This is a genomic window from Micromonospora saelicesensis (genome assembly GCF_900091575.1).
In the GTDB taxonomy this organism is placed as follows: Bacteria; Actinomycetota; Actinomycetes; order Mycobacteriales; family Micromonosporaceae; genus Micromonospora; species Micromonospora saelicesensis.
On the sequence record NZ_FMCR01000001.1, the window covers coordinates 487,298 to 510,943 of the forward strand.

Below are 23,646 nucleotides of genomic sequence, written 5' to 3' on the forward strand. Positions count from 1 at the left end.
CCTCTCCGCCGGATCAGCGTGGCGGGTCGGCGCAAGTCGGCCGGCCTCTGGAACCCAGGTACCCCGTCGCGTCGGTTTCCAGGCACCCGGGTGCCGTCACGACGACAGCGGTGTGTCGGGCCAGCGCGATAATGTCGCGGTATGGGGGTGGCACATTCCGTCGTACCCGGTGGTGAGCGCTGGCGGCAGGCCCGGCGGTTCGTCCGGCTGGCCGCCATCGGGACAGGCGCCACCGCGGCGGCCGCGGTGGCGACCGGCGGGATGCTGGTCGGCCAGGCCCGCCAGGCTCGCCGGACCATCCCGATGGCCGAGGCGCCGCCGCCCCGCTGCGACGGGATGTACGGCGCGAAGTTCCCCGGTCCGGCGCTCACCATGGTCGTGCTCGGTGACTCGTCGGCGGCCGGCTACGGGGTGCACCGCCGTCGGGAGACGCCCGGGGCACTGCTCGCCACCGGCCTGTCCCGTCGACTGCACCGGCCGGTGCAGCTGCACCGCTTCGCGGTGGTCGGCGCCATCTCGGCGGCGCTGCGCCACCAGGTGGAGGCGGCGCTGGAGTGCCGACCCGACATCGCGGTGATCCTCATCGGCGGCAACGACATCACCAACCGCACCCCGCGCGGCCTGGCGGTGCGCTACCTGGTCGAGGCGGTGCACACCCTGCGCGACGCGGGGTGCGAGGTGGTCGTCGGCACCTGCCCCGACCTGGGCGCGATCCGACCGATCCAGCCACCTCTGCGCTGGCTGGCGCACCGTTGGAGCCGCCAGCTCGCCGCCGCCCAGACGGTGGCCGTTGTCGAGGCGGGCGGGTGGACGGTCTCCCTCGGTGACCTGCTCGGCCCCCGGTTCGCGGCCGAGCCGACCCGGATGTTCGCCTGGGACCGGTTCCATCCCTCCGCCGAGGGGTACGCGATGGCCGCCGCCGCGCTCCTGCCGACGATGCTCTCCGCCCTCGGCGCGACCCCGGAACGACGGGCCACACCGACGCTCGGCGACGGCGTACGGTCGCTGCCGAAGGCCGCGCAGGAGGCGGCTCGACACGCCGGCACGGAGGTCAGCGGCGTCCAGGTCCGGGGCCGCGACCGAGGGCCGGCCGGCCGGTGGGCGCAGCTGCGCCGACGGGCGTTCTTCGGTGTCGGCGCGGTGCCTCAGCACGGGTCCGCCTCGGACACCTCGACAGTGGAGGGACTGGCATGAACGAGCGCAGCGCGCGGAGCGTGACCTCCGGCCTCGCCGGCCGAATGGGTCGGGCGGCGGCGATCTCGCTGTTCGCCGGCACCGTCGGGGGCGCCGCCGTCCTCGCTGGTGAGGCGTTCATCGCCCGGCACCGACGCTACGCCGAACCGGAGCTCGGCCTGGCCCTGCGCGCCACGATCGGCCGGGCGGGCGCTGCCCCGCTGCGACTGGTGTTGCTGGGCGACTCGTCGGCACTGGGCGTCGGTGTGGACCGTCTGGAGGACACCATCGGCGGGCAGTTGGCCAACCTGCTCGCCGAGGGCCCGACCGGCCGCCGGGTGCACCTGTCCAGCGTCGGCGTCTCCGGGTCCCGCTCGACGGACCTCGCCACCCAGGTGGCCCGGGCCCTGCTCGGTGAGCGGCCCGACGTGGCGTTGATCCTGATCGGCGCCAACGACGCCACCGGGCTGCGCCGCCCCTCCGACGCGGCGGCTTATCTCGGCGCGGCGGTGCACCGCCTGCGTGAGGCGCGCGTCGAGGTGGTGGTGGGCACCTGCCCCGACCTCGGGGCGGTGCGTGCCATCGCGCCTCCGCTGCGCCAGGTGGTCGGCTGGTCCGGGCGTCGGGTGGCCCGCGCGCAGACCACTGCCGTGCTGGAGGCGGGCGGCTCGGTGGTCGACCTGGCCACCGAGACCGGGCCGGTGTTCCGGGCCGACGCCGGGACGCTCTGCCAGGACGGCTTCCACCCCTCCGCCGACGGCTACCGGGTGTGGGCGCACGCGCTGCTGCCCGCCGTCGTCGCCGCGGCGGCGGCCACGACCCGGCGCTAGATCGTCCCCGGCCAGGGTGACATTTCCCGCCGCGCCGGCTTCTTCCGCGCCATGTTACCGGCGGGTTAACGTTGGTCCATGCCGATTGAGTCGTCCCGCGACGCCGTCATCGTCGCCACCGCCCGCTCCCCCATCGGCCGGGCGCACAAGGGGTCCCTGCGCGACGTCCGCTCCGACGACCTCGCCGCGACCATCGTCCAGGCCGCGCTGGACAAGATCCCCGCGCTCGATCCGACCACGATCGACGACCTCTACCTCGGGTGCGGCCTGCCCGGCGGCGAGCAGGGCTTCAACATGGCCCGGGTGGTGTCCACCCTCCTCGGTCTGGACACTGTCCCCGGCGCCACGCTGACCCGCTACTGCGCCTCCTCGTTGCAGACCACCCGGATGGCGATGCACGCGATCCGGGCCGGCGAGGGCGACGTGTTCGTCTCCGCCGGGGTGGAGATGGTCTCCCGCTACGCCCGGGGCAGCTCCGACGGGCTGCCGCCCGAGGCGCAGGCCCTGGTCGGCGGCGGCTGGGAGAACCCCCGCTTCGGGCCGGCCGCTGAGCGCTCGAAGCGCCGCGCACAGGGCGGCGCCGAGGTGTGGACCGACCCGCGTGAGGCCGGCGAACTGCCCGACATCTACCTGACCATGGGGCAGACCGCGGAGAACCTGGCCCAGGTGTACGACGTCACCCGCGCCGACATGGACGAGTTCGGCGTACGCAGCCAGAACCTCGCCGAGAAGGCCATCACCGACGGTTTCTGGGCCCGGGAGATCACCCCGGTCACCACGCCGGACGGCACCGTGGTGAGCACCGACGACGGGCCCCGGGCCGGCGTCACCCTCGACGCGGTCGCCGGCCTGAAGCCGGTGTTCCGCCCGGACGGTCGAATCACCGCCGGCAACTGCTGCCCGCTCAACGACGGCGCCGCCGCCGTGGTGGTGATGAGCGCCCAGCGGGCCGAGGAGCTCGGGCTCACCCCGCTGGCCCGGATCGTCTCGACCGGTGTGACAGCCCTGTCGCCGGAGATCATGGGTCTCGGGCCGGTCGAGGCGTCCCGGCAGGCGTTGCGCCGAGCCGGCATGACCATCGACGACGTCGACCTCGTCGAGATCAACGAGGCGTTCGCCGCGCAGGTCATTCCCTCCTACCGCGAGCTGGGCATCCCGGAGGAGAAGCTGAACGTGATGGGCGGGGCCATCGCGGTCGGCCACCCGTTCGGCATGACCGGCGCCCGGATCACCGGCACCCTGCTCAACGCGCTGGAGTGGCACGACAAGACCATCGGCCTGGAAACCATGTGCGTGGGCGGTGGCCAGGGCATGGCCATGGTGCTCGAACGGCTCAACTGAGCCGAGCTGCCTCAGAGCGCGCTGCGGGTCGCCGTCACCTCGGCGGCGGCCCGGGCCAGCGCCTCGTCCCCCGGGTCGGCGGCCAGCAGGTCCGCCGTGACCACCCGCAGCTGATCGGGTAGGGCCAGGTCGTTGTCGAGCCGGGGCACCACTCGACGGGGCTCCCCCTCGGCGTCGGCGGCCAGGTTGGCCACCTCCTGCACCAGGCGGTGCACCAGGTCGGCGCGGGACACGTTGCCGGCGGTCGCGACCGCCGCCCACCGGGGCTGCTGCCAGTGCGCGATCTGACGGACCAGCAACCGCACGGCCTTGTCCAACTCCGCTGCGCTCATCGCCGCCGAGTCTACGGCCGACACCGACCGCGCCGGGTGGGGCCGGTCAGCGGCGCAGGTAACTGAGCAGCCGCAGCAACTGCCAGTAGAGGAAGACCAACCCGGTGAGCAGGCCGAACGCGCTCAGCCACGCGTACCGACGGGCTCGGCCGTCGCGCACCGAGCGTTCGACGAGATCGAAGTCGAGGATGAAGCTGAACGCCCCGGCGATGATGGCCACCACCGAGAAGGCGTACGGCAGCCAGCCGACCTCCCCACTGACGCTGTAGACCGCCAGGCCCGGTCGCCCGGTGATCAGGTACGACACCAGGTTGACCACGCTGAGCACGGCGATGCCGAGCAGGGTGCCGATCACCAGGCGTGCCAGGCGGGGCGTCGCCCGGATCACCCGGGCCCGGTAGAGCGCCGCCATGCCGAGGAAGACGCCGAAGGTGCCGGCCACCGCCTGCACCACGATGCCCGGGTAGACCTGCTCGAAGGTGCGGCTCGCCACCCCCAGCAGCAGGCCCTGAAGGACCGCGTAGCCGACGATCGGCACCGGATTGGTGATCGCTCGCAACGAGATGACCAGGACCAGCGCGATCGAGGCGAGCGCGCTGCCGGCCAACGCGGCTCCCAACCACACGGCGTCGGGGATCACCGCCCAGGACACCGCGGCGGCCGCGCCGGTCACGAGCAGCAACCCGACGGTACGGACCACCACGTCGTCGACGGTCATCGGCTCGACGTCGCGGGCGCCGAGCACCCGTGCCTCCACCCGGCCGGGCTCGTCCAGCCGGTTGAGCACCGGGTTGTTGCTGCGCACCGCCGCCTCCTTCGCCCGCGTACCCCCCGAAGTCACTCTGCCCCGGGCGGACCGGCGGTGGCGGGCAAACGGCGCGGACGACGGCGCCCGCCCCCACCGGAGTGGGGACGGGCGCCGGTCGACAGTGCGGACGAGGTCAGTCGTCGCCCTGGAAGTAGCTCAGCAGGCGCAGGATCTCGATGTAGAGCCAGACCAGGCTGACCAGGATGCCGAACGCGGCCACCCAGGAGTAGCGCTGCGGCAGGCCCATCCGGACGCCGTCCTCGATCTCCTTGAAGCTGAGCACGAAGCTCAGCGAGGCGACCACGATGCAGACCAGGCTGAAGCCGATGGCCAGCGGGCTGCCGTCACGCAGACCGGTGTTGACGCCGAACAGCGCCAGCACCAGGTTGATCATCATGACGGCGAAGAGGCCGACCATCACCGCGATCATGCCCTTGACGAAGGCCGGGGTGGCCCGGATGACCTTCGCCTTGTAGAGCATCGCCATCAGGAAGAAGATGCCGAAGCTGGCCACGGCGGCCTGGAGCACGATGCCGTCGTAACGCGTCTCGAACGCCTTGCTGACCATGCCGACGAAGACACCCTCGACGACCGCGTACGCGATCACGAGCGCCGGGTTGGCCATCCGGGAGAACGAAATGATCAAGCCGAGGACCAGGCCGACCACTGCCGCGCCGATCCATGCGGTACCGACCAGCGCGTCGGGCACGAGCACCCAGGCGGCCGCGGCGGTGATGCCAAGGATGCCGAGCAGAGCGACAGTCTTGACGACCACGTCGTCGACGGTCATCGGCGCCACGGTCGGCGGCGCGGCCGGGTATCCGGCCTGGGACGGGTACTGCTGGGGAATGCCGGGCTGTCCGTACGGCCCGGCCGGGGCGTACCCGGCGGAGCGCTCCCGCTCGGCCGCCTGGCCGAGCCGGGCGAGCACCGGGTTCGAGGTCTTCACTGTCTGGCCTCCCTCAGGGGGTCGTTTGCACGTGAACGTGCCCTCCAAGAGTAGACGGCACAGCCAAGTCCTGGAGATCACGAATGAGAATGTGTGAGTCGACCGGTGCCCGGGGCGGGGGTCGAACCCGCACGCCTTTCGGCAGCCGCTTTTAAGGCGGCCGTGTCTGCCTTTCCACCACCCGGGCGAGTGGCACCGGCGCGCCGACACGCCTGGTGCAGTGTCACCGTAGCCGGTCTGCGGCGACCCGGCGTACCCCGCCGGCCTGGCCACATTAGGGTCGATGCCGTGAGCAGCGCAGCCCCCACGGCCCCCGACGCCGCGCCTGAGCAGGCATTCCGCCTCGCCGATCAGGTCAACCGCCGACCCCGGGGCACCCGGCTGCTGGCCGCCGTCCGCCGCCACCGGGCGGACCTGCTGGCCGCTCTGATCTTCGCGGTGCTGGCCGGCTGGCTCACCCACGGGTTGTGGCCCGACCCGGGCGCCCGCATCCTGGCGCTCAACCCGGAGGACCAGACCCTCTACGAGTGGTTCCTGGCGGTGGACGCCCGCGCGCTGCTCGGCGACTTCGACCTGCTCACCAACCGGCTCAACGCTCCCGACGGTGTGAACCTGATGGCCAACACCACGGTGATCGCCCTCGGCGTCCTCTTCGCGCCGGTCACCCTGCTGCTGGGCGCACCTGTCACCTTCGCGCTGCTCGCCGCCGGCAACCTCGCCGGCACCGCACTCGCCTGGTACCTGCTCTTTCACCGGACTCTGCGCGTCCGCCGGGTGGCCGCCGCACTCGGCGGCGGGCTGTGCGGATTCGGACCCGGCATGGTGTCGCAGACCAACAGCCACCTGCACATGACCGCCCAGTGGCTGGTGCCGGTGATCGTCTGGCTGGTGGTGCGGCTGCTGCGGGCGGCCGACCCGGGGCCCGGCACCCTCGACCAGGCCGGCAGTACCCGAGCCACCGGGCCGGACCGTCGTCGGCTGTTCACCTCCGCGGCAGGGCTGGCCGGCGCGATCAGCGCACAGGTCTTCATCGGCGAGGAGGTGCTCTTCCTCGCCGCGATCACGCTGCTGGTGATGGCGATCAGCTACGCCGTGGCGGACCGGGACATGGCCCGCCGGGCGCTCCCCGGGTTCGCCGGCGGTTTGGCGATCGCCGCAGGGCTCGCCCTGCTGGTGCTCGGCTATCCGCTGTGGTTCCAGTTCGCCGGGCCACAGGGAGTCGCCGACGGGATGTTCACCCCGGCCTACTTCTCCGCCGACCTGAGCAGTTGGTGGACGCTCTCCCCACTGTCGGTGGCCGGCAGCGACGAGTCCGCCCGGCTGACCACCGGCCCCGCCGAGTACAACACGTTCCTCGGCTGGCCACTGCTGCTGGTCGCCGCGGTGTGCGCGATCTGGGCCGGGCGCCGCCAGTTGGTCAACGCCTGCGTCGCGGCGGGCCTGGTGATGGGGGCGCTCTCGCTCGGCCCCGAGGTGGTGCTCGGCGGCACCAGGACGGCGATCCCCGGCCCGTACGCCCTGATCGGAGGGCTGCCGGTGGTGGACGGGGCGTTGCCGATGCGGTTCGCGCTGGCGTTGCTGCCGATCGTCGCGACGCTGCTGGTGCTCGCTGTCGACCGGGCGCTGCGCAGCTCCGGTCGGGCGCGGCGGCTGGTGCCCCTGGCCGTCGGAGCGGCGCTGCTGCCGATCTTCCCGACCCCCCTGCCGACCGCCGGACGACCCGCCGTGCCGGAGTTCATCACCGGCGGCCACTGGCGGCAGTGCGTACCGCCGGGCGGGGTGCTGGTCCCGGTGCCACTGCCCACCCCGAAGGAGCCCTGGCCGATGCGCTGGGCGACCGCCGCCGACGCCGGTTTCGGGCTGCCGGAAGGCTTCTTCATCGGCCCGTACGGGAGGGGCGGCACCGCGGCGATGGGCACCTTCAAACAGCCCACCTCCGCGCTACTGGCGGATGTCGCACGCCGCGGCGACCAACCGGCCATCGGCGACGAGCAGCGCCGCCAGGCCGTCCGCGACGCCGACTTCTGGGGCGCCTCCTGCGTGGCGCTCACCGACGACGCCCCCCACGCCGAGGCCCTGCGCGCCACCCTGGAGCAGCTCTACGGCCCACCCACCCGCATCGCCGACGCCTGGACGTGGCGGGTCTAGACCAACGAAAACCCCGCCGATCTTGCACTTTCTGTCCGGACAAGACGCACCAGAAGGTGCATTACGACATCCGGAAGTGCAAGATCGACGGGGTCGGCGTCGGTCTGTGGTCAGACGCGGGGCGCGCCGACCGGCTGGGAGGCCTCGACGAACTCCTCGCGCGGGTCGTGCAGCTGGCCCAGGGCGACCACCTCACGCTTGAGGAAGAACGCCAGCGACCAGTCCACCACCACGCGGACCTTGCGGTTGAACGACGGGATCCGGCTCATGTGGTACGTCCGGTGCATCACCCACGCCGGCCAACCGGTCATCTTGATGCCGTACACCTGGGCCACGCCCTTGTGCAGGCCGAGGCTCGCCACGCTGCCGACGTGCTTGTGCTTGTAGTTCACCGGCTCGCGACCCCGGATCACGGCCGTGATGTTGTCGGCCATCCGGGCAGCCTGGCGCACCGCGTGCTGAGCGCTCGGCGAGCAGAAGTTGCCCGGCTCCTTGGTCAGGTCCGGCACGGCGGCGCAGTCGCCCGCGCTCCAGGCACCCTCGAGCACCTGGTCACCGTCGACCACCTGAAGGGTGGGCAGGCAGGTGATCCGACGACGGTCGTCACGTGGGAAGTCGGTCGAGTCCAGCATCGGCGACGGCTTCACGCCGGCCGTCCAGACGATCGTGTCGGAGCGGAAGCTGTCACCGTCGGAGAGCTTGACCACCCCGTCGACGCAGGACTCGAGCCGGGTGTCCAGCCGGATGTCCATGTTGCGCTTCATCAGCTGCTGCACGGTGTAGGCACCCATGTCCCGGTCGACCTCGGGCAGCACCCGCTGGGTGGCCTCGACCAGCACCCAGCGGACCTCGTCCTGCTTGAGCTCCGGGTAGTAACGCAGGGCGTCGCGAGCCATGTCCTCCATCTCGGCGAGCGCCTCGATGCCGGCGTACCCACCGCCGACGAAGGTGAAGGTCAGCGCCGAACGGCGGACGTCCGGATCCGGCGTGGCGGCCGCCACGTCGAGCCGATCCAGCACGTGGTTGCGCAGGTAGATCGCCTCGCCGATGGTCTTGAACCCGATGCCCTGCTCGTGCAGGCCCGGGATCGGCAGGGTGCGGGAGACCGAACCCGGAGCCACGATCACGTGGTCGTAGGTGATCTCCCGGGCCGGGCCGCTGATCGGCTGCACGGTGGCCACCTTGCGGTCGTGCTCGATCCGCGTGACCGTGCCGGCCACCATCTTGCACCGGCGCAACTCCCGCCGCAGCGGCACCACGGAGTGCCGCGGGGAGATGTTGCCCGCCGCCGCCTCCGGCAGGAACGGCTGATAGGTCATGTGGGGTTGGGGGTCAACCACCATGACCTCAGCCTCACGGGAGCTGAGCTTCTTCGACAGGCGCAGGGCCGCGTACAGACCGACGTGCCCGGCACCAACCACAAGGATCCGCTTCGGATTCACGTTGTCTATCTTTCCCCGGCCGGCTCAGGTAATCCCGCTCGCGCCCCCCATCTGTGACGGAGCACAACCCATGTGACCTGCGTAACCCTCAGATCGCAGTGGTCACCGACGCCGCAGCAGCCAGCCCAGCAACAGCGACATCCCCACCGCCACCAGCAGCCCCAGCACTGTCACCCACTGGTGTCCGGCGCCCCCACCCGTCCCCGTCGCCTGCAACAACAGCACGCCGAGCACTGCGGAACCCAACAGCACGGCGGCCGACCGTACCAACCAACGGGTGATCAGCTCGGGGTCCACCATCGCGTCATAGGGCAGCAGCGCGGCCAACGCGCAGAGGGTGTGACCCAGGTAGAGCAGGGCCGCGACGGCGAGAAGCCGCCAGAGGGCGACCGGACGGCCGTACCCGTCGGTGGCGAGCAACCAGCCACCGACCGTGACCAACGCGGTGAACGTCGTCCAGACCTTGCGCGGCCCGAACGCGGGCAACAGGGCAGCCACCGCCAGGAAGAAGATCGGCCGGCCGGAAAGCACCTCCGCGGGGAACGCCAGGGCGAACCCGGCAAACACGATGACGAAGATCCCGGCCCGGACCAGCAGCGGGGCCACGCTGACGCGGGCGACGGCGTACTGCGCCGCCCGAACCCGCTCCACCACAGCGTTCACCGCACCCGCCTTCCGTTCGCGGCTGCGGGGCTCGCAAGCTCACTCCTCGCGCTCACCGGCCACCCACCCTCGGAGCCGTCGCCAACCGGGCCACGTCCCGCAACACTTGGTCCAGACTGCCGGCACCGGCCCAGCGCACCACCGGTACGCCATGCTCCCGGAGCTGCCCGATCATGATCTCCCGGTCCAGGCGCCACAGCCGGTACGCCACCTCGGCCCAACCCCGGTCCTTTGGCGACGCCAGGTCGGTAGGCAACGTGTCGACCGCCACCACGAACCGCCCACCTCGGGCCAACCGGGCGAGCATCTGCGCCGACCGTTCGTCCAGCAGCGGGGTGAGCACCACCACCAACGCGTCCGAGGAGAGCAACTGCGGGCCGAAGACCTGGTCGTACGGTTCGTGGGCGGACGCGTGGACCCGGACGTCGAGCAACCACTCCAGGACGGTGAGGTACTGCCGCCGCCCGGCGGCCGGCCGGAGCCGGCGGGCGGCCGGCCCGTACTCCAGCAGCGAGACCCGATCACCACGGTGCAGGTAGTGCTCGGCGATCGCGGCGGTGGCCCGGACGGTGGTGTCCAGCACCGAGGCGGCGCCGTTCACCCCACCGGAGCGGCCCGCCTCGGCGAGCACGTCGAGCAGCACCACCACCTCCGCGTCCCGGTCGGAGAGGGTGGCGGCCACGTGCAGCTGCCGGGCCCGCAACGAGACCCGCCAGTCGATCCGGCGCAGCCGGTCCCCGGGGGCGAAGACGCGTACGCCGGCAAGCTCGCCGCCCTCTCCTGGTCGGCGAGAGTGGTGCGCCCCGACCAGGCCGGCGGCGCGGGGCATCGCCTCGACCGCCTCGAACGGCTCGGTGCGGGGGTACACCCGCACCCGTACCGGCTCAGTGATCACCGCCCGGGAGACCAGCAGACCCCCGGCCGTGGCGACCCTGGCACCGGCGGGGCCGACCGGGTGCCGGCCCCAGCGCAGGGCCTTGCCGGCCAGCTCCAGGTCCACCGCGGCGCCAATCGGCACCGACGTCACGAACGGCCGGTCCGCGACGGAACGACGCCCGCCGACGCCCTGCGCCGTCGCACCGGATTCCGGGGTGATGCTCGGCGCCCCGTCGTCGACGGCCTCGTCGCGGGCGAAGCCGGCCCGGTCGATCCGCAACCACGGCGAGACGCGGGTACGCATCACCACCAGGTCGTAGTCGACAGTGTCCGGGTTGCCGACGCTCACCGCCGCCGCCACGTCACCGCCCTCGACCAGCGGCCCACCGTCACCCTGGGTGATCCACACCTGTGGCAGCGCCGTGGGCCGTCGACGCAACGCGTACGCGGTGCCCAACGCGAACGGGGCCGCGAGCACGATGAGGTCCACCCGGCCCAGCAGCACCCCGGCCACCAGCAGCAGGCCGGCGAGCAGCACCGCGCGGCCGAGCGCCGGGGTGGGTGCCCAGCCGGCAGCCGGTTCCGCTTCGGTGGCCGTCGGCACTGTCGGTCCGGTCATCAGTGCCGGGGCCCGCCGGCGGCGTAGCTGGGCAGCGCGCCACTGGCCGGGGCGGGAGTCGCCTCCAGCACCTCGCCCACCACGAACGCCGGGTCGACCCGACGCAACCACATCTCCGGGCGCAGGGTGATCCGGTGGGCCAGGGCGGGCGCCGCCACCGACTTGACGTCCTCCGGCACCACGTAGTCCCGTCCGCCGAACACCGCGCGGACCCGGGCCAGCAGCAGCAGCGCCAGCGAACCGCGAGGTGAGGCGCCGACCAGCACCGACGGGTGCTCCCGGGTGGCCGCGGTGAGCGACACGATGTAGCGGCCGATGGAGTCCTCCACCACCACGTCCTCCAGTGCGGCCTGCATGGCGCGCAGCGTCGCCGCGTCGACAACCGCCTTGATGTCCGCCTCCTCCCGGCGACGGCTCATCCGACGGCGCAGCACCTCCCACTCCTCTTCGTGCTGCGGGTAACCGAACGAGACGCGCAGCAGGAACCGGTCCAGCTGCGCCTCCGGCAGCGGGTAGGTGCCCTCGTACTCGATGGGGTTGGCGGTGGCCAGCACGTGGAACGGCTCGTCGAGCTTGTAGGTCACACCCTCGACCGACACCTGCTTCTCCTGCATCGCCTCCAGCAGTGCGGACTGGGTCTTCGGCGGCGTCCGGTTGATCTCGTCGGCGAGCAGCAGGTTGGTGAAGACCGGGCCGGCCCGGAAGGTGAAGTCACCGTTGCGCTGGTCGTACAGGAAGGAGCCGGTGACGTCGGCGGGGAGCAGGTCGGGGGTGAACTGCAACCGACGGAAGTCCAACCCGAGGGCCTGGGCGAACGAGCGGGCGGTGAGTGTCTTGCCGAGCCCTGGCAGGTCCTCCAGGAGCACGTGCCCGCCCGCGAGGATGCCGGCGAGGACCAGCTCCAACGCGTCCCGTTTGCCGACCACGACGGTGCCGACCGCGTCCAGGACCGCCCGAGCCAGGTGCCCGACCTCGGCGGGGGCAATGCTCCGGTCCACGTCGTTCATCAGATGCTCTCCAGTTCGGCGACGATCACCGCGAGGTCGCGCGGCGACGGGGTGCGGCGAGGCGGGGTCTCCAGGAACGTCCACAGGCGGTCACCCAGCAGGACGCGAGCGCGGGCGGGATCCGACTCACGGGTGACGCCGTGTTTCAGCCGCATCCGCTCGTCGGCCAGTTCACCGATCCGGGGCAGGACCACCTCGGTGAAACGTTCGGTTCGGTTCGCGGACCAGTCCAGGGGCCGTTCCCACTGGTTGATCGCGCCACGCAGCGCGTCCCGGGCGCCCCAGTTGTAGCTGCCGTCGTCTTCGCCCGCGCCGGCCTGGCGAGCCGGCGGCGGCGGGGGTGGCGGCGCCAGCAGGGCGGTGGCCCGGCGGACCGCCAGCACGGCGAGCACCCCGGCGATCAGTACGGGCAGCGAGACCTGGAGGCCCACCGCGCGGAGGCCGACCAGCAGGACCGCGACCAACGCGGCGGCCCACGCGAGCGAACGCAGCACCGGACGCCATCGGGACGGGCGCGCCTGCGGACCGACCGGCGCGGCCTCCTCCTCGAACGCGAGCAGATCGTCGATGCTGGTGCTGCTCATGAGGTCACCGCCGCGGTGAGCTCTCCGCGCAGCCGGCCGAGCGCGGCGCGGGCCTGGTCCCGGGTGCGTTCGCCGACCGGGTGGGTGGCGTACCGGGCCTCCCGGTAGACGTGCGCGAACTCGGCCAACACGTCGGTGCTGACGATGGCCGGCACGCCCGCCGCCGGATCACCCTGCAACAGTCGGCTGACCAGATCGGTGGGGGTGTCTCCGGCGAGCCTCGGCACACCGGCCGCGGCGGCGGTCTCCTCCAGGCGCACCCAGCAGGCGATCACCGCCACCCGGGGGTCGGTGTCCCGGTCGTCGAGCTCCACCAGGCCGGCGTCGAGGGCGGCGACCACCTCGCGGGCGGTGCCCTCGGCGGTACGGCGGGCCCGCTGTGCAGGTAGTGCCCGCGTGGTACGGCGCAGCGCGCCCCGGAGCAGGACCCAGCTGAGGTAGCCGAGCGCGGCGAGGATGGCCAGCCCGAGCAGGACCACAGCCACCGTGCCGACCCACTGCGGGATGTGCGCCTGGGTGGCCTCGCCGGCGTCGCGGGGCTCGATCGGGATGGACGGCGATGGCTCAACGGTCGGGTACTCGGGAACCCAGGGAACGTTGTCCGCGGCCGGCGGAATGCGACTGGCCCCGATCGACGAGTGAGCAGATGCCAGCGCGGCACCGGCGAGCAGGGCGGCGACCGCGCCGACCGGCCACCACCGGCGGAGCAGGCCGAACACCGGCCGCAGCACACCCGGCTCGGCGGACGGTACCGGTGTGGGCGGGCGTGTTCCGTCTGTCATCGCCACCACCCCACGCGTCGTCTCAGTCCACTCCGGCCAGCTGTTTAGCCTGGCCGAAGACGTCGTCCAACATCCCTGGTGTCAACCGCCCGGTGAAGGTGTTCTGCTGACTGACGTGGTAGCAGCCGAGCAAGTCCGGAGCGTTCGTGCCGGACCAGTGTGCCCCATGACCGAACGCCGGTCGCGGGCTGGGCGGGCGCTGCCCGTACACCGCATTGAGCACCGGCCACCACGCGGCCCAGGCGAACGCGCCCAGCGCGACCACGACCCGCAGCGTGGGCCGGATCAACGTGACCTCGCGGTGCAGCCAGGGTGCGCAGGTGTCCCGTTCCACTGGCGTCGGCTTGTTGTCCGGCGGCGCACACCGGACGGCCGAGAAGATCCGCAGGTCGCGCACTGTGAGCCCGTCGTCGGCGGCGACGCTGGTCGGCTGGTTGGCCAGCCCGGCCCGGTGCAGCGCGGCGAACAGCACGTCACCCGACCGGTCACCGGTGAAGATCCGGCCGGTGCGGTTGCCGCCGTGTGCGGCGGGCGCCAGCCCGAGGATGGCGATCCGGGCGTCACCCGCGCCGAGGCCGGGCACCGGCCGACCCCAGTACTCCTGGTCGCGGAAGGCGGCCCGGCGGGTGCGGGCGACCTCCTCCCGCCACTGGACCAGCCGCGGGCAGGCGAAACAGTCGCTCACCGCCGCGTCGAGGTCGGCCAGGTCGGTCGCCCGCGCTGCGCGGGCGACCACCTGTGCGGGGGTACGCGTCTCAGCCAAGCTTGGCCCGGAAGAGTTCCAGGGTGCGGGCCCAGGCGCTGGCGGCGGCGCGCTGGTCGAACGCCTCCGGCCGGTCGTCGTTGAAGAAGGCGTGCGAGGTGCCCGGGTAGTCGTAGAGGTGGCAGTCGCCGCCGGCCTCCTCGATCGCCCGCCGGGCGGTCTGTACGCCCTCGTCGGTTGAGGTGCCGTCCTCTTCGGAGCAGTGGATGACCGCTGCCTTGCCGGCGTAGTCGGCCCAGTCGGGACGCATCGACTCCCACGGCAGCACGGGATAGAAACCGGCGGTCGCGACGATCCGCTCGGAGATGGTGGCCGACCAGAGGGCCAGGCTGCCACCGGCGCAGAAGCCCACGGCACCGACCTTACCGGTGACCTCGGGCCGCCCGGCGAGATAGTCGGCCGCTCCGGCGATGTCCTTCGCCGCCTCGTCCATCCGCATCGCCAGCAGGAGCCGCTGCGCCTCGTCCGGCTCGCTGGTCGTCTCACCGTGGTAGAAGTCCGGGGCGAGGGCGACGAAGCCGGCCTCGGCGAACCGGTCCGCCACCGACCGGATGTGCGGGACCAGACCCCACCATTCCTGAATGACGATGACGGCGGGGCTGGCCGTGCCGCTGGCGGGTATCGCGAGATACCCCTCGCTCGTGCCCCCGTTGCTGCGGTAGCTCACCATTTCGCCCATGGGCCGTCCTCCTAGCGGTCAGTCATCGTTGGCTGGTCGCCCAGTGGTCCTACGTGCCGGTAGCCTGCCACGCCACGCGGCCGTCGGGAAGACGCCGGAACAGTGGCATTCACCTCCTGTTCGCCCCCCGGTGACTCCGGGTACGCCGACGGCGGCGGGGTCCGCTCCCGCCGCCGTCGATGCCGAGCTACCGCTGTGGTCAGACCTTCTTCGTCAGGCAGAGCACGTAGCCCGTCTTGCCCGGCTCGATGCTGGAGAAGACGTACCCCTCCTGGCCCTCCTTGAAGAACTGGGTGCAGGTGGTGTCGGACTTGGCCTGAGCCTCGCTCTGGCCGTCCACCCGACCGACCACGCTGTACGCCGCGTCGGTGGAGGTGCACTCGACGACCTTGGCGCCGTCGACCTCCTCCTGCTCGGTGCCGGTGACCTCGGGCAGCTCGGCGATGCAGTCGCCGGTCTTGGCGGCTGCGGTCTCGTCCTTGTTGAAGTAGTTGCCGATCGCCGAGGCGACGCCGAACTTCAGGCCGGCGATGACGACGACGGCGAGGACCGCACCGACGATGCCGATGGCCTTCTTCGCACCGGACTTCTCCGCCTTCGGCTCGGTCGCCGGCTGCTGCTCGGCGGCCGGCTGCTCGGCCGGCTGCGGCTGCGGCGCGGCAGACTGCGGCGCGGCCGCTTGCGGCGTCTCGACGGCCGGCTCAGGGGTTGCGGCGTCGGGCGCGGGGGGCGGTGCGACCTGCTCTGACACGGGGGTTCCTTCCGAGGGGTTGATGAGCAGACGACACCGTAACGATCATTGATTTACGGTGTCGTCCCGCTCGCCTCGTCCGTTCAGCTATTTCCCAGCTTCGCCAGCATGATCCAGTTCACACCGGGGTTCAGCGCGTCGGGGTGGGGGTGGGCGTGGGGGTTGGCGTTCCGCTCGGCGGCAGGCCGGTGGCCGTACCGGTCGGCAGCGGCGTTCCGGTCTCCCCGGGTGTGCTGCTCGGGTCTGGCGTGCTGGTCGGGTCCGGCGTGCTGGTGGGCGACACCGGCGGTAGGGGCGCGCCCGGTGCGCGGGGCACGAAGGGCGCCTGCTCCGGGCAGTACGGGTACGCCCGCAGCGTCTGCTTTTCATAGGCGCCGTCCAAGCAGTCCGGGTAGCCGAGCCGGATCGGATTGCCGTTCTGGTCGAAGAGCCGGGCGTTCTCCACCAGGCGGCCCTCGCTGTCGTAGACGAAGACGTCCCGGACCCGGTCGTACTGGCTGTCGACAGCGGTCTGGTCGTAGCCGTAGTCGCCGTAGCGCATCCGGTCCTCGGCCTGGATCAGCGCGGCGAACGCGAAGACCACCAGCACCACGCTGGCGACCTGCACGACCGAGCGCGGCCAGCGGGTCAGCTGGGCCGAACGGCGACCGATCCAGATGGAGCCGAGCACGAAGCCGATCAGCATGATCAGGCCGGCGAGCAGCTCACCGCCGAACCTCGGCAGCAGCCCGAATTCGCCACCGGTGGTGATCACCGTGACCAGCATCGCCGCCAGATAGCCGCGCAGCACCCACCAGGCCGGGCGCAACAGTCGGAGGAAGTCGCTGGCCGTCTCGTACCCCAGGGGTGGGCCGAGCCGGGTGTCCATGGCGCGCAGCCGGCCGCGGACCCGGGCCATCGCGCTCGCCACCCGCTGGTCGAGGTTGCGCCCGCTGCCCGGCGCGGCGCCGGCCGCGGCGCGCAGCTCGGCGGCGTACGTCTCGGGCTCACCCAACCGCTCGACCAGGGTGCCCTCGGCCTCGGCGGCGACCTCGGTGAGGTGGTCGGCGAGATCCTCGGTCAACTCGTCGCGTTGCCCGGGCGGCAGGTCGGCCAGAGCGGTCCGGACCCGCGCCACATAGTCGGTGATCTCCTGCTCCGCGACGGTCATGCCGCCATCCCCCGATCGTCGAGCAGAGTGTCCATTGTGGTGGCGAACGAGCGCCAGAGCTTGCCGGAGCGGGTCAGCTGGTCACGCCCCGCGGCGTTGAGTGAGTAGTACTTGCGGTGCGGCCCGGATTCGCTCGGCACGACGTAGGTGGTGAGCAGGCCAGCGGCGAAGAGGCGACGCAGCGTCCCGTAGACCGAGGCGTCACCGACCTCCTCCAGGCCGGCCTCGCGCAGCCGGCGCAGGATGTCGTAACCGTAACCGTCCTCCTCTCGGAGCACGGCCAGGACGGCCAGATCAAGCACGCCCTTCAACAACTGTGTGGTGTCCACGCATTGCACACTAGTGCGTAATGCGAAGTAGCGTCAACGCATCGGCCGCAACACGCCGGGCCACGCGGGGATGCGCGGGGATGCGCGGGGATGCGCAGGGATGCGCAGGGATGCGCAGGGATGCGCAGGGATGCGCAGGGATGCGCGGGGATGCGCGGGGATGCGCGGGGATGCGCGGGGATGCTGATCGACTCGGATTTCCGGAAGTCGGGGCATCCACGCTGCCCGGACACCGCGACGTCAATGAAGGCGAGTTGATCAAGCTCCGAGCGCGCGGTGGCTTACTGGAGGCTCCAGGCGATGCCGTCGAGGATGTCGTGCTCCGAGGCGACCACCGACGGCATCCCGGCCCGCTCCATGATCACGCGAAGCACCAGGGCGCCGGCGCCGATGACGTCGGCGCGGCCCGGGTGCATCACCGGGTTCGCCAACCGCTGTTCACGGGTCTGACCCAGCAGCTCCGCTGTCACCCGGGCGACCTCCTCGTACGACACCCGGGCGTGGTGGATGCGCTCCGGGTCGTACTCCCGCAGGCCCTGCGCGAGCGCGACCACAGTGGTGACCGACCCGGCGAGGCCGACAAGGGTGGCCGCCTCGCGACCGGGCACCACGGCGAGCGCCCGGTCCACCACCGCAGCGATGTCGGCCTGCGCCGCCTCGACCTGCTCGGCCGTCGGCGGGTCACCGGGCAGGTGCCGCTCGGTCATCCGGACGCAGCCGATGTCCACCGAGATCGCCGACCGCACCCCGGCGGCCCGGTCACCGACCACGAACTCGGTGGAACCACCACCGATGTCGACGACCAGGAACGGCTCCTTCGCGTCGGCGGGCAGCCCGCGCACCGCGCCCGTGAACGACAGCCGGGCCTCCTCGTCGCCGCTGACCACCTCGGGCGCGACACCGAGGGTGGCCCGCACCATCTCGGTGAAGTCGGCGGCGTTGGCGGCATCGCGGGAGGCCGAGGTGGCACACATCCGCACCCGCTGCGCGCCCAGCTTCTCGATGTCGGCGGCGTACGACGCCAACGCCACCCGGGTCCGCTCGATCGCCTCCGGCGCCAGTCGGCCGGTGCGGTCCACGCCCTGCCCCAGGCGGACGATCTCCATCCGCCGGGTCAGGTCGACCAGCGGCGCCTGCGGCCCGGCCGAGGCGTCGGGCAGGTCGGCGACCAGCAGTCGGATCGAGTTGGTCCCGCAGTCGATGGCCGCCACACGCGTCGTCACGGCAGCAACCTTACGGCAGCACGGGCGGCCACCCGGCGGCTTGGTTGGGCGTGGGCCACGACTCGCCCAGGTCGCCCGACGGGCCCCGCAACAACCCCAACCCGAGCGCGGTCAGGTGATGCCGGACGGCCCCACCCTCCCGCTCGCTGGTCACCAGACCGGCGGTCCGCAGTGCGCGGGCGTGCTCCGAGGCCGAGGAGAGACTGATCCCGACCGCCCGGGACAACACGGTGGTGGTCAACCCGCCGTCGGTCGCCAGTCGGCGCAGCACCAGCGCCCGGGTGACGCCGAGCAACCGACCGAGGGCATCGTCGTCGGCGGGAGCCCCGCCCGCGGGCATGACCACCGGGTAGACGAGCAGGATCGGGTAACCCTGCTCGACGAGCACCCGGGGCCGCGGCCCGGCCAACGGGGAGGGCAGCAGGATGATCCCGTGGCCGGTGCCGGGGAGATCGCCGTCCCACCACGTCCGTATTTCCAGCACCGGATCCCGCCACCGGATCCCCGGGTGCAGCCCGGCGAAGAGACTGGCCAGGCCATGCTGCGCCAGCCGCTGGCTGGCAGACGCCACCTGCTGACGGTACGCGGACACCAGCTCGGCCCAGTGCGGTTCGAGCACCGCGTCGCACCAGGTCCGCACGGCCCCGCCGAACAGGTCCAGCACCTCCGGATCGGCCGCCGCGAACCGCCGCCGCAGCGGGCTGGCCGACGTGTCCGCGTACGCCAGGGTGACCTCGGCGCGGACCCGCCGCGTCGGGGTGGCCCGGATCGCCTCCAGGCCGGCCTCCACCGACTCCAGGCCGTCGAAGGGAGTGACGAAGTCCGGCAGACGTCCCCGGTCGGGCAGCAGATGCCGCAGGACCGCGGTGGCAGCCTGGGCGGCAGCCGTGCCCTCGGCCGCTGCCGCACGCTCGGCCAGGGTCGGCGCCATCGCCGCGACAGTGGGATCGCGCAGCCACTGACCAGCCAGCAACGCGATCCCGACCGGATGCAGCCGATCGGCGAACCGCACCCGGCACAGGTCGGCCGACCCGAGCTGGAGGCGAAGCATGGCAACAGCCTGCCTGCCTTCGCCCAGGACCGAAAGGGTTGATCCGTGGCCGAACGCTCTCCAGTGTGGACCGCGGGGTCGACGGGGGGTGGCCGGCGTGCGGCGAACAGTGGCGGTGTTGACGGGGCTCTGCCTCATGGTCGTTGCCGCAGCTTGTGGTGAGCGGGGGCAACCCTCGTCGGCCCCGCCAGCCGCACCGTCCGCGTCGAGCGAACGACCGGCGGCCGGTGACCACCATCTCACCCTGCACCACAACGGACTCGACCGCACCTACCTGCTGCACGCGCCCCCGGGGTACGACCCGGGCAGGCCCTCCGCGCTGGTCATCGCGCTGCACTTCTATCCCGGCCTCGGATCCTCGATGCGGGAGTTGGCGGGCCTGGACGTCAAAGCCGACAAGGACAACGTGCTGGTCGCCTACCCCGACGGGCAGGGCGGTGGCTTCAACGCGCTGGTCTGCTGCGGCGGCGCGGACGACGTGGGCTTCCTCAACGCCCTCACCGACCATCTGGTGCAGACCTGGCACGCGGACCCGAACCGGGTGTTCCTCACCGGCATCTCGAACGGCGGCGACATGAGCTTCCGGGCGGCTGTGGAGAGCACGGGCAGGTTCGCCGCGATCGGGGTGGTCAGCGGTGGTTACAGCGGAAATCTGACCACCGCCGACAGCTACGTGCCGAAGAGCCCGGTCTCCGTGATCACCTTCATCGGCGGCCAGGACCGCTACGCCTCCATCTTCCAGACCGGCATGCGGACCTGGCAGCAGCGGCTCGGCTGCCGGCCGAGCCCGAAGGCGTCCGGGGTGCCGGGTGTGACGCACACGGTGGCGGGCTGCGCGGACGGCAGCGACGTCAACGTCTACACGATCGCCGACATGGGCCACAGTTGGCCGGGAGCGACAACGGGCCAACTCGCCGCATCCTCCGCGGGGCTGTCCGCCACCGACCTGATGTGGGAGTTCTTCGCCGCCCACCCCCGCAAGGCCTGACCTACAGGCGCAGCAGCATCCGGCTGTTGCCCAGCGTGTTCGGCTTGACCCGCTCCAGGTCCAGGAACTCCGCGACACCCTCGTCGTACGAGCGCAGCAGTTGCTCGTAGACCGGCTGCGGCACCGGAGCGCCGTCGATCTCCTGAAAACCGAACGCGCCGAAGAACTGCGTCTCGAAGGTGAGCACGAAGATCCGTGCCACCCCCAACTCCCGGGCCGCGTCGATCAGCTCGCCGACCAGCCGGTGCCCGATCCGCCGGCCTCGACAGACCGGGTCCACCGCGACCGTACGGATCTCGGCCAGGTCCTCCCACATGACGTGCAGCGCACCGCAACCCACCACCAGGCCGTCGGTGGGGCGGACCGCCACCCGGAACTCCTGCACCTGCTCGTAGAGGGTGACTGTCGCCTTGCTCAGCAGCCGCCGGTCGTTGGTGTAGGTGTCGACGAGCCGTCGGATGCCCCGCACGTCCCCGGTGCGGGCCCGCCGTACGAGAATCTGACTCTCGGGTGCCTCGGACCCGGCCTGCGTGCTCATTCGGCCGCCGGCACGTCCACGCACGGCCCCGCCGACCACCAGGGCTCGACCAGGCCCAACGTCTCGTCGCCGAACGGGTTCACCCCGGGGCCGGCGCCCAGCGCGTGGCCAAGGTGCACGTGCAGGCACTTCACCCGGCCCGGCATCCCGCCCGCCGAGATGCCGGCGATCTCCGGCACCTCGCCGATCGCCTCCCGGCGGGTGAGGTAGTCCTCGTGCGCGGCACGGTAGTGGGCGGCCAACTCCGGGTCCGTCGTCAGCCGGTCCGCCATTTCCTTCATCAGCCCCGCCGACTCCAGTCGGCTGCACGCAGCGGTGGCCCGGGGGCAGGTCAGGTAGTAGAGCGTCGGGAACGGGGTGCCGTCGGCGAGGCGGGGGGTCGTCTCCACCACGTCCGGAAGGCCACACGGGCACCGGTGGGCCACCGCCCGGGTGCCCCGGGGCGTCCGGCCGAGCTGCGCGGCCACCGCGGCCAGGTCCGCCTCGGTGGCCGGCTCGCGCTGCGGCAGGGGAACGGAATCCGCCGCCGGCTCCGACGGTGGTACGACAGTCACGGTGCCCATCTCTCCTGGTGTGCTGGTCGGTGGATCACTGGCCCGGCTGCTGGCTGTCCGCCGCCCGCACGCTCGACCAGAGCGTGTCGTACCAGGTCTCCGGCCCGGCCGGCGCGGCCGAACCGGCCGACTTTCCGGCGTCCCGGGCGGCGCCCTCCGGGTCGTGCAGCACCACCATCATCTTCTCGCCGGGCCGGCCCATGAAGAACCGCTCCCGAGCCTGCGTCTTGATGTACTCGGGGTCTTTCCAGTTGGCGGCCTCGGCGGCGAGCTTCGCGATCTCCCGCTCCTGCACCGCCTGGGCCGCCTCCATCCGCTCGATGTCGGCCTGCTGGTCCAGGTAGACCCGGACCGGATAGGTGTAGGCCAGAGCGAGCGCGATCAGGACCGCGAACAGCACTGTGGCCCGGCCGGTGAAGCGACGGGGGTGGGGTGCGGCGAGCCGCTTCACGGAACCAGCGGCAGCGGTACGCCGAGCGGCGGCGGGACGATTCGCGGAGCGCACGCCTTCGGCGCCGCGGGCAGCACCCGGCGCGCGACCGGCTGCGCGCGGCTCGGCGCGTACACCGGCCTCCCGGACCGATCCCCGCGTGGCGCGCCCGCCGCCCGGCCGACCGGACTGACCCGGTCGGCGGGCGGGACGCTGACCACCCGGTGTGCGGCGCTGCTGCATCGTCACACCCCTCCCCCGAGGCTTCGTGCGTCTCAGGCCGAACGGTAGCGCGGGAACGCGCCAGCGCCGGCGTAGCGCGCCGCGTCGGCCAGCTCCTCCTCGATCCGGAGCAGCTGGTTGTACTTGGCGACACGGTCCGAGCGGGCCGGGGCGCCGGTCTTGATCTGGCCGCAGCCGGTGGCCACCGCCAGGTCGGCGATGGTGGTGTCCTCGGTCTCGCCGGAGCGGTGGCTCATCATGCACTTGAAGCCGGCCCGGTGGGCCAGGTCCACCGCGTCCAGGGTCTCGGTCAGCGAGCCGATCTGGTTGACCTTGACGAGAACCGCGTTCGCCGCCTTCTCCGCGATGCCGCGGGCGATGCGCTGCGGGTTGGTCACGAACAGGTCGTCACCGACGATCTGCACCCGGTCGCCGATCGAGGCGGTCAGCGTCTGCCAGCCGCTCCAGTCGTCCTCGGCCAGCGGGTCCTCGATCGACACGATCGGGTACTCGTCGGCCAGCTTCGTGTAGTAGGTGCTCATCTCCTCGGCGGACTTCGCGGCACCCTCGAACGTGTAGGTGCCGTTGTCGAAGAACTCCGTGGCCGCCACGTCGAGCGCGAACACGATGTCGGTGCCGAGCCGGTAACCGGCCTTCTCGACCGCCTCGGCGATCAGGTCCAGAGCCGCCGCGTTCGTCGGCAGGTTCGGCGCGAAGCCACCCTCGTCGCCGAGCCCGGTGGAGAGGCCCTTCTTCTTCAGCACCGACTTCAGCGCGTGGTAGACCTCCGCGCCCGAGCGCAGCGCCTCACGGAAGGTGGGCGCGCCGATCGGCGCGATCATGAACTCCTGGATGTCGACGTTCGAGTCGGCGTGCGCGCCACCGTTGAGGATGTTCATCATCGGCACGGGCAGGAGGTGCGCGTTCGGGCCGCCCAGGTAGCGGAAGAGGCTCAGCTCGGCGCTGCCGGCAGCGGCCTTCGCCACCGCCAGGGAGACCCCGAGGATGGCGTTCGCGCCCAGCTCCGACTTGCTCTCCGTGCCGTCGATGTCGAGCATCTTCTGGTCGATCAGCCGCTGCTCGCTGGCCTCGTACCCGATGATCTGGTCGACGATCTTGTCTTCGACGTTGGAGACCGCCTTCTCCACGCCCTTGCCCTGGTAGCGGTCGGCGTCACCGTCGCGCAGCTCGATCGCCTCGAAGGCGCCGGTGGAGGCGCCGGAGGGCACGGCGGCGCGGGCTACCGTGCCGTCGTCCAGACCGACCTCGACCTCGACCGTCGGGTTGCCCCGCGAGTCGAGAATCTCCCGGGCGACGATTCCCTCGATGGTTGCCACTAAGTCGCTCCTCGTTGTTGTGATCCGGTCCGTGGGTGGGCCGCGACGGTGCGGCTGAGGCAGGTGTTGAACGCAGC

General features: G+C 72.1%; 24 protein-coding genes, 1 tRNA gene and 1 pseudogene. 5 read left to right on the forward strand and 21 right to left on the reverse strand.

Annotation, left to right across the window (positions count from 1 at the left end; genetic code table 11):
* Nucleotides 1-141: 141 nt before the first annotated feature.
* The 3 genes and pseudogenes from GA0070561_RS02295 to GA0070561_RS02305 form a co-directional block, all read left to right on the forward strand.
* Nucleotides 142-1,205, forward strand: a pseudogene (locus GA0070561_RS02295) (SGNH/GDSL hydrolase family protein); the annotation flags it as partial.
* The gene (locus GA0070561_RS02300) at nucleotides 1,191-2,003 is read left to right on the forward strand and encodes an SGNH/GDSL hydrolase family protein (RefSeq protein ID WP_091394221.1); all 813 of its coding nucleotides are present in this window, start codon (nucleotides 1,191-1,193) and stop codon (nucleotides 2,001-2,003) included. The pseudogene GA0070561_RS02295 and the gene GA0070561_RS02300, both read left to right, overlap by 15 nt.
* Before the next feature lie 78 nt (nucleotides 2,004-2,081).
* Nucleotides 2,082-3,344, forward strand: coding sequence for an acetyl-CoA C-acetyltransferase (locus tag GA0070561_RS02305; protein WP_091394224.1), 1,263 nt, complete (start codon nucleotides 2,082-2,084; stop codon nucleotides 3,342-3,344).
* A gap of 11 nt (nucleotides 3,345-3,355) precedes the next feature.
* Here GA0070561_RS02305 and GA0070561_RS02310 read toward each other — a convergent pair whose 3' ends face one another.
* The 4 genes from GA0070561_RS02310 to GA0070561_RS02325 all read right to left on the reverse strand — a co-directional run bounded on the left by GA0070561_RS02310 (nucleotide 3,356) and on the right by GA0070561_RS02325 (nucleotide 5,620).
* Nucleotides 3,356-3,676 carry a hypothetical protein gene (locus GA0070561_RS02310; protein WP_091394226.1) on the reverse strand — a complete coding sequence of 107 codons (321 nt, stop codon included), beginning with the start codon at nucleotides 3,674-3,676 and terminating at the stop codon, nucleotides 3,356-3,358.
* Nucleotides 3,677-3,722: 46 nt separating this feature from the next.
* The gene (locus tag GA0070561_RS02315; protein ID WP_091394229.1) at nucleotides 3,723-4,481 is read right to left on the reverse strand and encodes a Bax inhibitor-1/YccA family protein; all 759 of its coding nucleotides are present in this window, start codon (nucleotides 4,479-4,481) and stop codon (nucleotides 3,723-3,725) included.
* A gap of 136 nt (nucleotides 4,482-4,617) precedes the next feature.
* Nucleotides 4,618-5,433 (reverse strand): Bax inhibitor-1/YccA family protein, encoded by an 816-nt coding sequence (locus GA0070561_RS02320; protein ID WP_091394231.1) that lies wholly within the window; start codon nucleotides 5,431-5,433, stop codon nucleotides 4,618-4,620.
* Between the two features lie 106 nt (nucleotides 5,434-5,539).
* A tRNA-Leu gene (locus GA0070561_RS02325) sits at nucleotides 5,540-5,620 on the reverse strand.
* A gap of 101 nt (nucleotides 5,621-5,721) precedes the next feature.
* Here GA0070561_RS02325 and GA0070561_RS02330 point away from each other — a divergent pair.
* Nucleotides 5,722-7,581 carry a hypothetical protein gene (locus GA0070561_RS02330; protein WP_208603674.1) on the forward strand — a complete coding sequence of 620 codons (1,860 nt, stop codon included), beginning with the start codon at nucleotides 5,722-5,724 and terminating at the stop codon, nucleotides 7,579-7,581.
* 110 nt (nucleotides 7,582-7,691) lie between these two features.
* On the opposite strand, the gene GA0070561_RS02335 is transcribed toward GA0070561_RS02330, so the two are convergent.
* The 13 genes from GA0070561_RS02335 to GA0070561_RS02395 form a co-directional block, all read right to left on the reverse strand.
* Entirely contained in the window at nucleotides 7,692-9,023 is a 1,332-nt protein-coding gene (locus tag GA0070561_RS02335) for an NAD(P)/FAD-dependent oxidoreductase (protein WP_091394234.1), read from the reverse strand.
* Between the two features lie 102 nt (nucleotides 9,024-9,125).
* Nucleotides 9,126-9,686, reverse strand: a complete 561-nt coding sequence (locus GA0070561_RS02340) for a hypothetical protein (protein WP_091394237.1) — start codon at nucleotides 9,684-9,686, stop codon at nucleotides 9,126-9,128.
* A gap of 52 nt (nucleotides 9,687-9,738) precedes the next feature.
* Nucleotides 9,739-11,181 (reverse strand): DUF58 domain-containing protein, encoded by a 1,443-nt coding sequence (locus tag GA0070561_RS02345; protein WP_091394240.1) that lies wholly within the window; start codon nucleotides 11,179-11,181, stop codon nucleotides 9,739-9,741.
* Nucleotides 11,181-12,188 carry an AAA family ATPase gene (locus GA0070561_RS02350; RefSeq protein ID WP_091394243.1) on the reverse strand — a complete coding sequence of 336 codons (1,008 nt, stop codon included), beginning with the start codon at nucleotides 12,186-12,188 and terminating at the stop codon, nucleotides 11,181-11,183. The genes GA0070561_RS02345 and GA0070561_RS02350 overlap by 1 nt, the downstream gene beginning before the upstream one ends.
* A complete protein-coding gene (locus GA0070561_RS02355) occupies nucleotides 12,188-12,772 on the reverse strand; it encodes a hypothetical protein (protein WP_091394246.1) in 585 nt (194 codons plus the stop codon). Before GA0070561_RS02355 ends, GA0070561_RS02350 begins: the two co-directional genes overlap by 1 nt.
* Nucleotides 12,769-13,554: a DUF4129 domain-containing protein gene (locus GA0070561_RS02360; RefSeq protein ID WP_091397187.1), complete on the reverse strand. Its 786-nt coding sequence runs from the start codon at nucleotides 13,552-13,554 to the stop codon at nucleotides 12,769-12,771. The genes GA0070561_RS02355 and GA0070561_RS02360 overlap by 4 nt, the downstream gene beginning before the upstream one ends.
* 22 nt (nucleotides 13,555-13,576) lie before the next feature.
* Nucleotides 13,577-14,290, reverse strand: a complete 714-nt coding sequence (locus tag GA0070561_RS02365) for a uracil-DNA glycosylase (protein ID WP_091394248.1) — start codon at nucleotides 14,288-14,290, stop codon at nucleotides 13,577-13,579.
* A gap of 19 nt (nucleotides 14,291-14,309) precedes the next feature.
* A complete protein-coding gene (locus GA0070561_RS02370; protein ID WP_091394251.1) occupies nucleotides 14,310-14,996 on the reverse strand; it encodes a dienelactone hydrolase family protein in 687 nt (228 codons plus the stop codon).
* A 199-nt stretch (nucleotides 14,997-15,195) separates the two neighbouring features.
* On the reverse strand, nucleotides 15,196-15,747 hold the full coding sequence (locus GA0070561_RS02375) for an LppU/SCO3897 family protein (RefSeq protein ID WP_091394253.1): 552 nt from the start codon (nucleotides 15,745-15,747) through the stop codon (nucleotides 15,196-15,198).
* Between the two features lie 130 nt (nucleotides 15,748-15,877).
* A complete protein-coding gene (locus GA0070561_RS02380) occupies nucleotides 15,878-16,897 on the reverse strand; it encodes an HAAS signaling domain-containing protein (protein WP_091394256.1) in 1,020 nt (339 codons plus the stop codon).
* Entirely contained in the window at nucleotides 16,894-17,226 is a 333-nt protein-coding gene (locus GA0070561_RS02385; protein WP_091394259.1) for a PadR family transcriptional regulator, read from the reverse strand. The genes GA0070561_RS02380 and GA0070561_RS02385 overlap by 4 nt, the downstream gene beginning before the upstream one ends.
* Nucleotides 17,227-17,507: 281 nt before the next feature.
* On the reverse strand, nucleotides 17,508-18,437 hold the full coding sequence (locus GA0070561_RS02390) for a Ppx/GppA phosphatase family protein (protein ID WP_091394262.1): 930 nt from the start codon (nucleotides 18,435-18,437) through the stop codon (nucleotides 17,508-17,510).
* A gap of 22 nt (nucleotides 18,438-18,459) precedes the next feature.
* Nucleotides 18,460-19,500 (reverse strand): ArsR/SmtB family transcription factor, encoded by a 1,041-nt coding sequence (locus tag GA0070561_RS02395; RefSeq protein ID WP_091394266.1) that lies wholly within the window; start codon nucleotides 19,498-19,500, stop codon nucleotides 18,460-18,462.
* A gap of 97 nt (nucleotides 19,501-19,597) precedes the next feature.
* Here GA0070561_RS02395 and GA0070561_RS02400 point away from each other — a divergent pair, with 97 nt between their 5' ends.
* Entirely contained in the window at nucleotides 19,598-20,488 is an 891-nt protein-coding gene (locus tag GA0070561_RS02400) for a CE1 family esterase (protein ID WP_244166032.1), read from the forward strand.
* Between the two features lies 1 nt (nucleotide 20,489).
* Here the strand turns inward: GA0070561_RS02400 and GA0070561_RS02405 are convergent, their stop codons facing one another.
* From GA0070561_RS02405 to eno, 4 genes are read right to left on the reverse strand one after another with little or no spacing between them, the layout of a single operon-like run.
* Nucleotides 20,490-21,026 (reverse strand): amino-acid N-acetyltransferase, encoded by a 537-nt coding sequence (locus GA0070561_RS02405; RefSeq protein ID WP_091397193.1) that lies wholly within the window; start codon nucleotides 21,024-21,026, stop codon nucleotides 20,490-20,492.
* Nucleotides 21,023-21,580 (reverse strand): DUF501 domain-containing protein, encoded by a 558-nt coding sequence (locus GA0070561_RS02410; RefSeq protein WP_091397196.1) that lies wholly within the window; start codon nucleotides 21,578-21,580, stop codon nucleotides 21,023-21,025. Before GA0070561_RS02410 ends, GA0070561_RS02405 begins: the two co-directional genes overlap by 4 nt.
* 34 nt (nucleotides 21,581-21,614) lie before the next feature.
* Nucleotides 21,615-22,253, reverse strand: coding sequence for an FtsB family cell division protein (locus GA0070561_RS02415; RefSeq protein ID WP_091397199.1), 639 nt, complete (start codon nucleotides 22,251-22,253; stop codon nucleotides 21,615-21,617).
* 32 nt (nucleotides 22,254-22,285) lie between these two features.
* Nucleotides 22,286-23,569 (reverse strand): phosphopyruvate hydratase, encoded by a 1,284-nt coding sequence (gene eno, locus GA0070561_RS02420; protein WP_091394269.1) that lies wholly within the window; start codon nucleotides 23,567-23,569, stop codon nucleotides 22,286-22,288.
* Nucleotides 23,570-23,646: the final 77 nt, after the last annotated feature.

Coding starts and splice junctions, on each gene's coding strand:
- GA0070561_RS02300 (WP_091394221.1), top strand. CDS start 1,191: ATGAACGAGCGCAGCGCGCGGAGCGTGACCTCCGGCCTCGCCGGCCGA.
- GA0070561_RS02305 (WP_091394224.1), top strand. CDS start 2,082: ATGCCGATTGAGTCGTCCCGCGACGCCGTCATCGTCGCCACCGCCCGC.
- GA0070561_RS02310 (WP_091394226.1), bottom strand. CDS start 3,676: ATGAGCGCAGCGGAGTTGGACAAGGCCGTGCGGTTGCTGGTCCGTCAG.
- GA0070561_RS02345 (WP_091394240.1), bottom strand. CDS start 11,181: ATGACCGGACCGACAGTGCCGACGGCCACCGAAGCGGAACCGGCTGCC.
- GA0070561_RS02350 (WP_091394243.1), bottom strand. CDS start 12,188: ATGAACGACGTGGACCGGAGCATTGCCCCCGCCGAGGTCGGGCACCTG.
- GA0070561_RS02355 (WP_091394246.1), bottom strand. CDS start 12,772: ATGAGCAGCACCAGCATCGACGATCTGCTCGCGTTCGAGGAGGAGGCC.
- GA0070561_RS02360 (WP_091397187.1), bottom strand. CDS start 13,554: ATGACAGACGGAACACGCCCGCCCACACCGGTACCGTCCGCCGAGCCG.
- GA0070561_RS02370 (WP_091394251.1), bottom strand. CDS start 14,996: ATGGGCGAAATGGTGAGCTACCGCAGCAACGGGGGCACGAGCGAGGGG.
- GA0070561_RS02380 (WP_091394256.1), bottom strand. CDS start 16,897: ATGACCGTCGCGGAGCAGGAGATCACCGACTATGTGGCGCGGGTCCGG.
- GA0070561_RS02395 (WP_091394266.1), bottom strand. CDS start 19,500: ATGCTTCGCCTCCAGCTCGGGTCGGCCGACCTGTGCCGGGTGCGGTTC.
- GA0070561_RS02405 (WP_091397193.1), bottom strand. CDS start 21,026: ATGAGCACGCAGGCCGGGTCCGAGGCACCCGAGAGTCAGATTCTCGTA.
- GA0070561_RS02415 (WP_091397199.1), bottom strand. CDS start 22,253: ATGCAGCAGCGCCGCACACCGGGTGGTCAGCGTCCCGCCCGCCGACCG.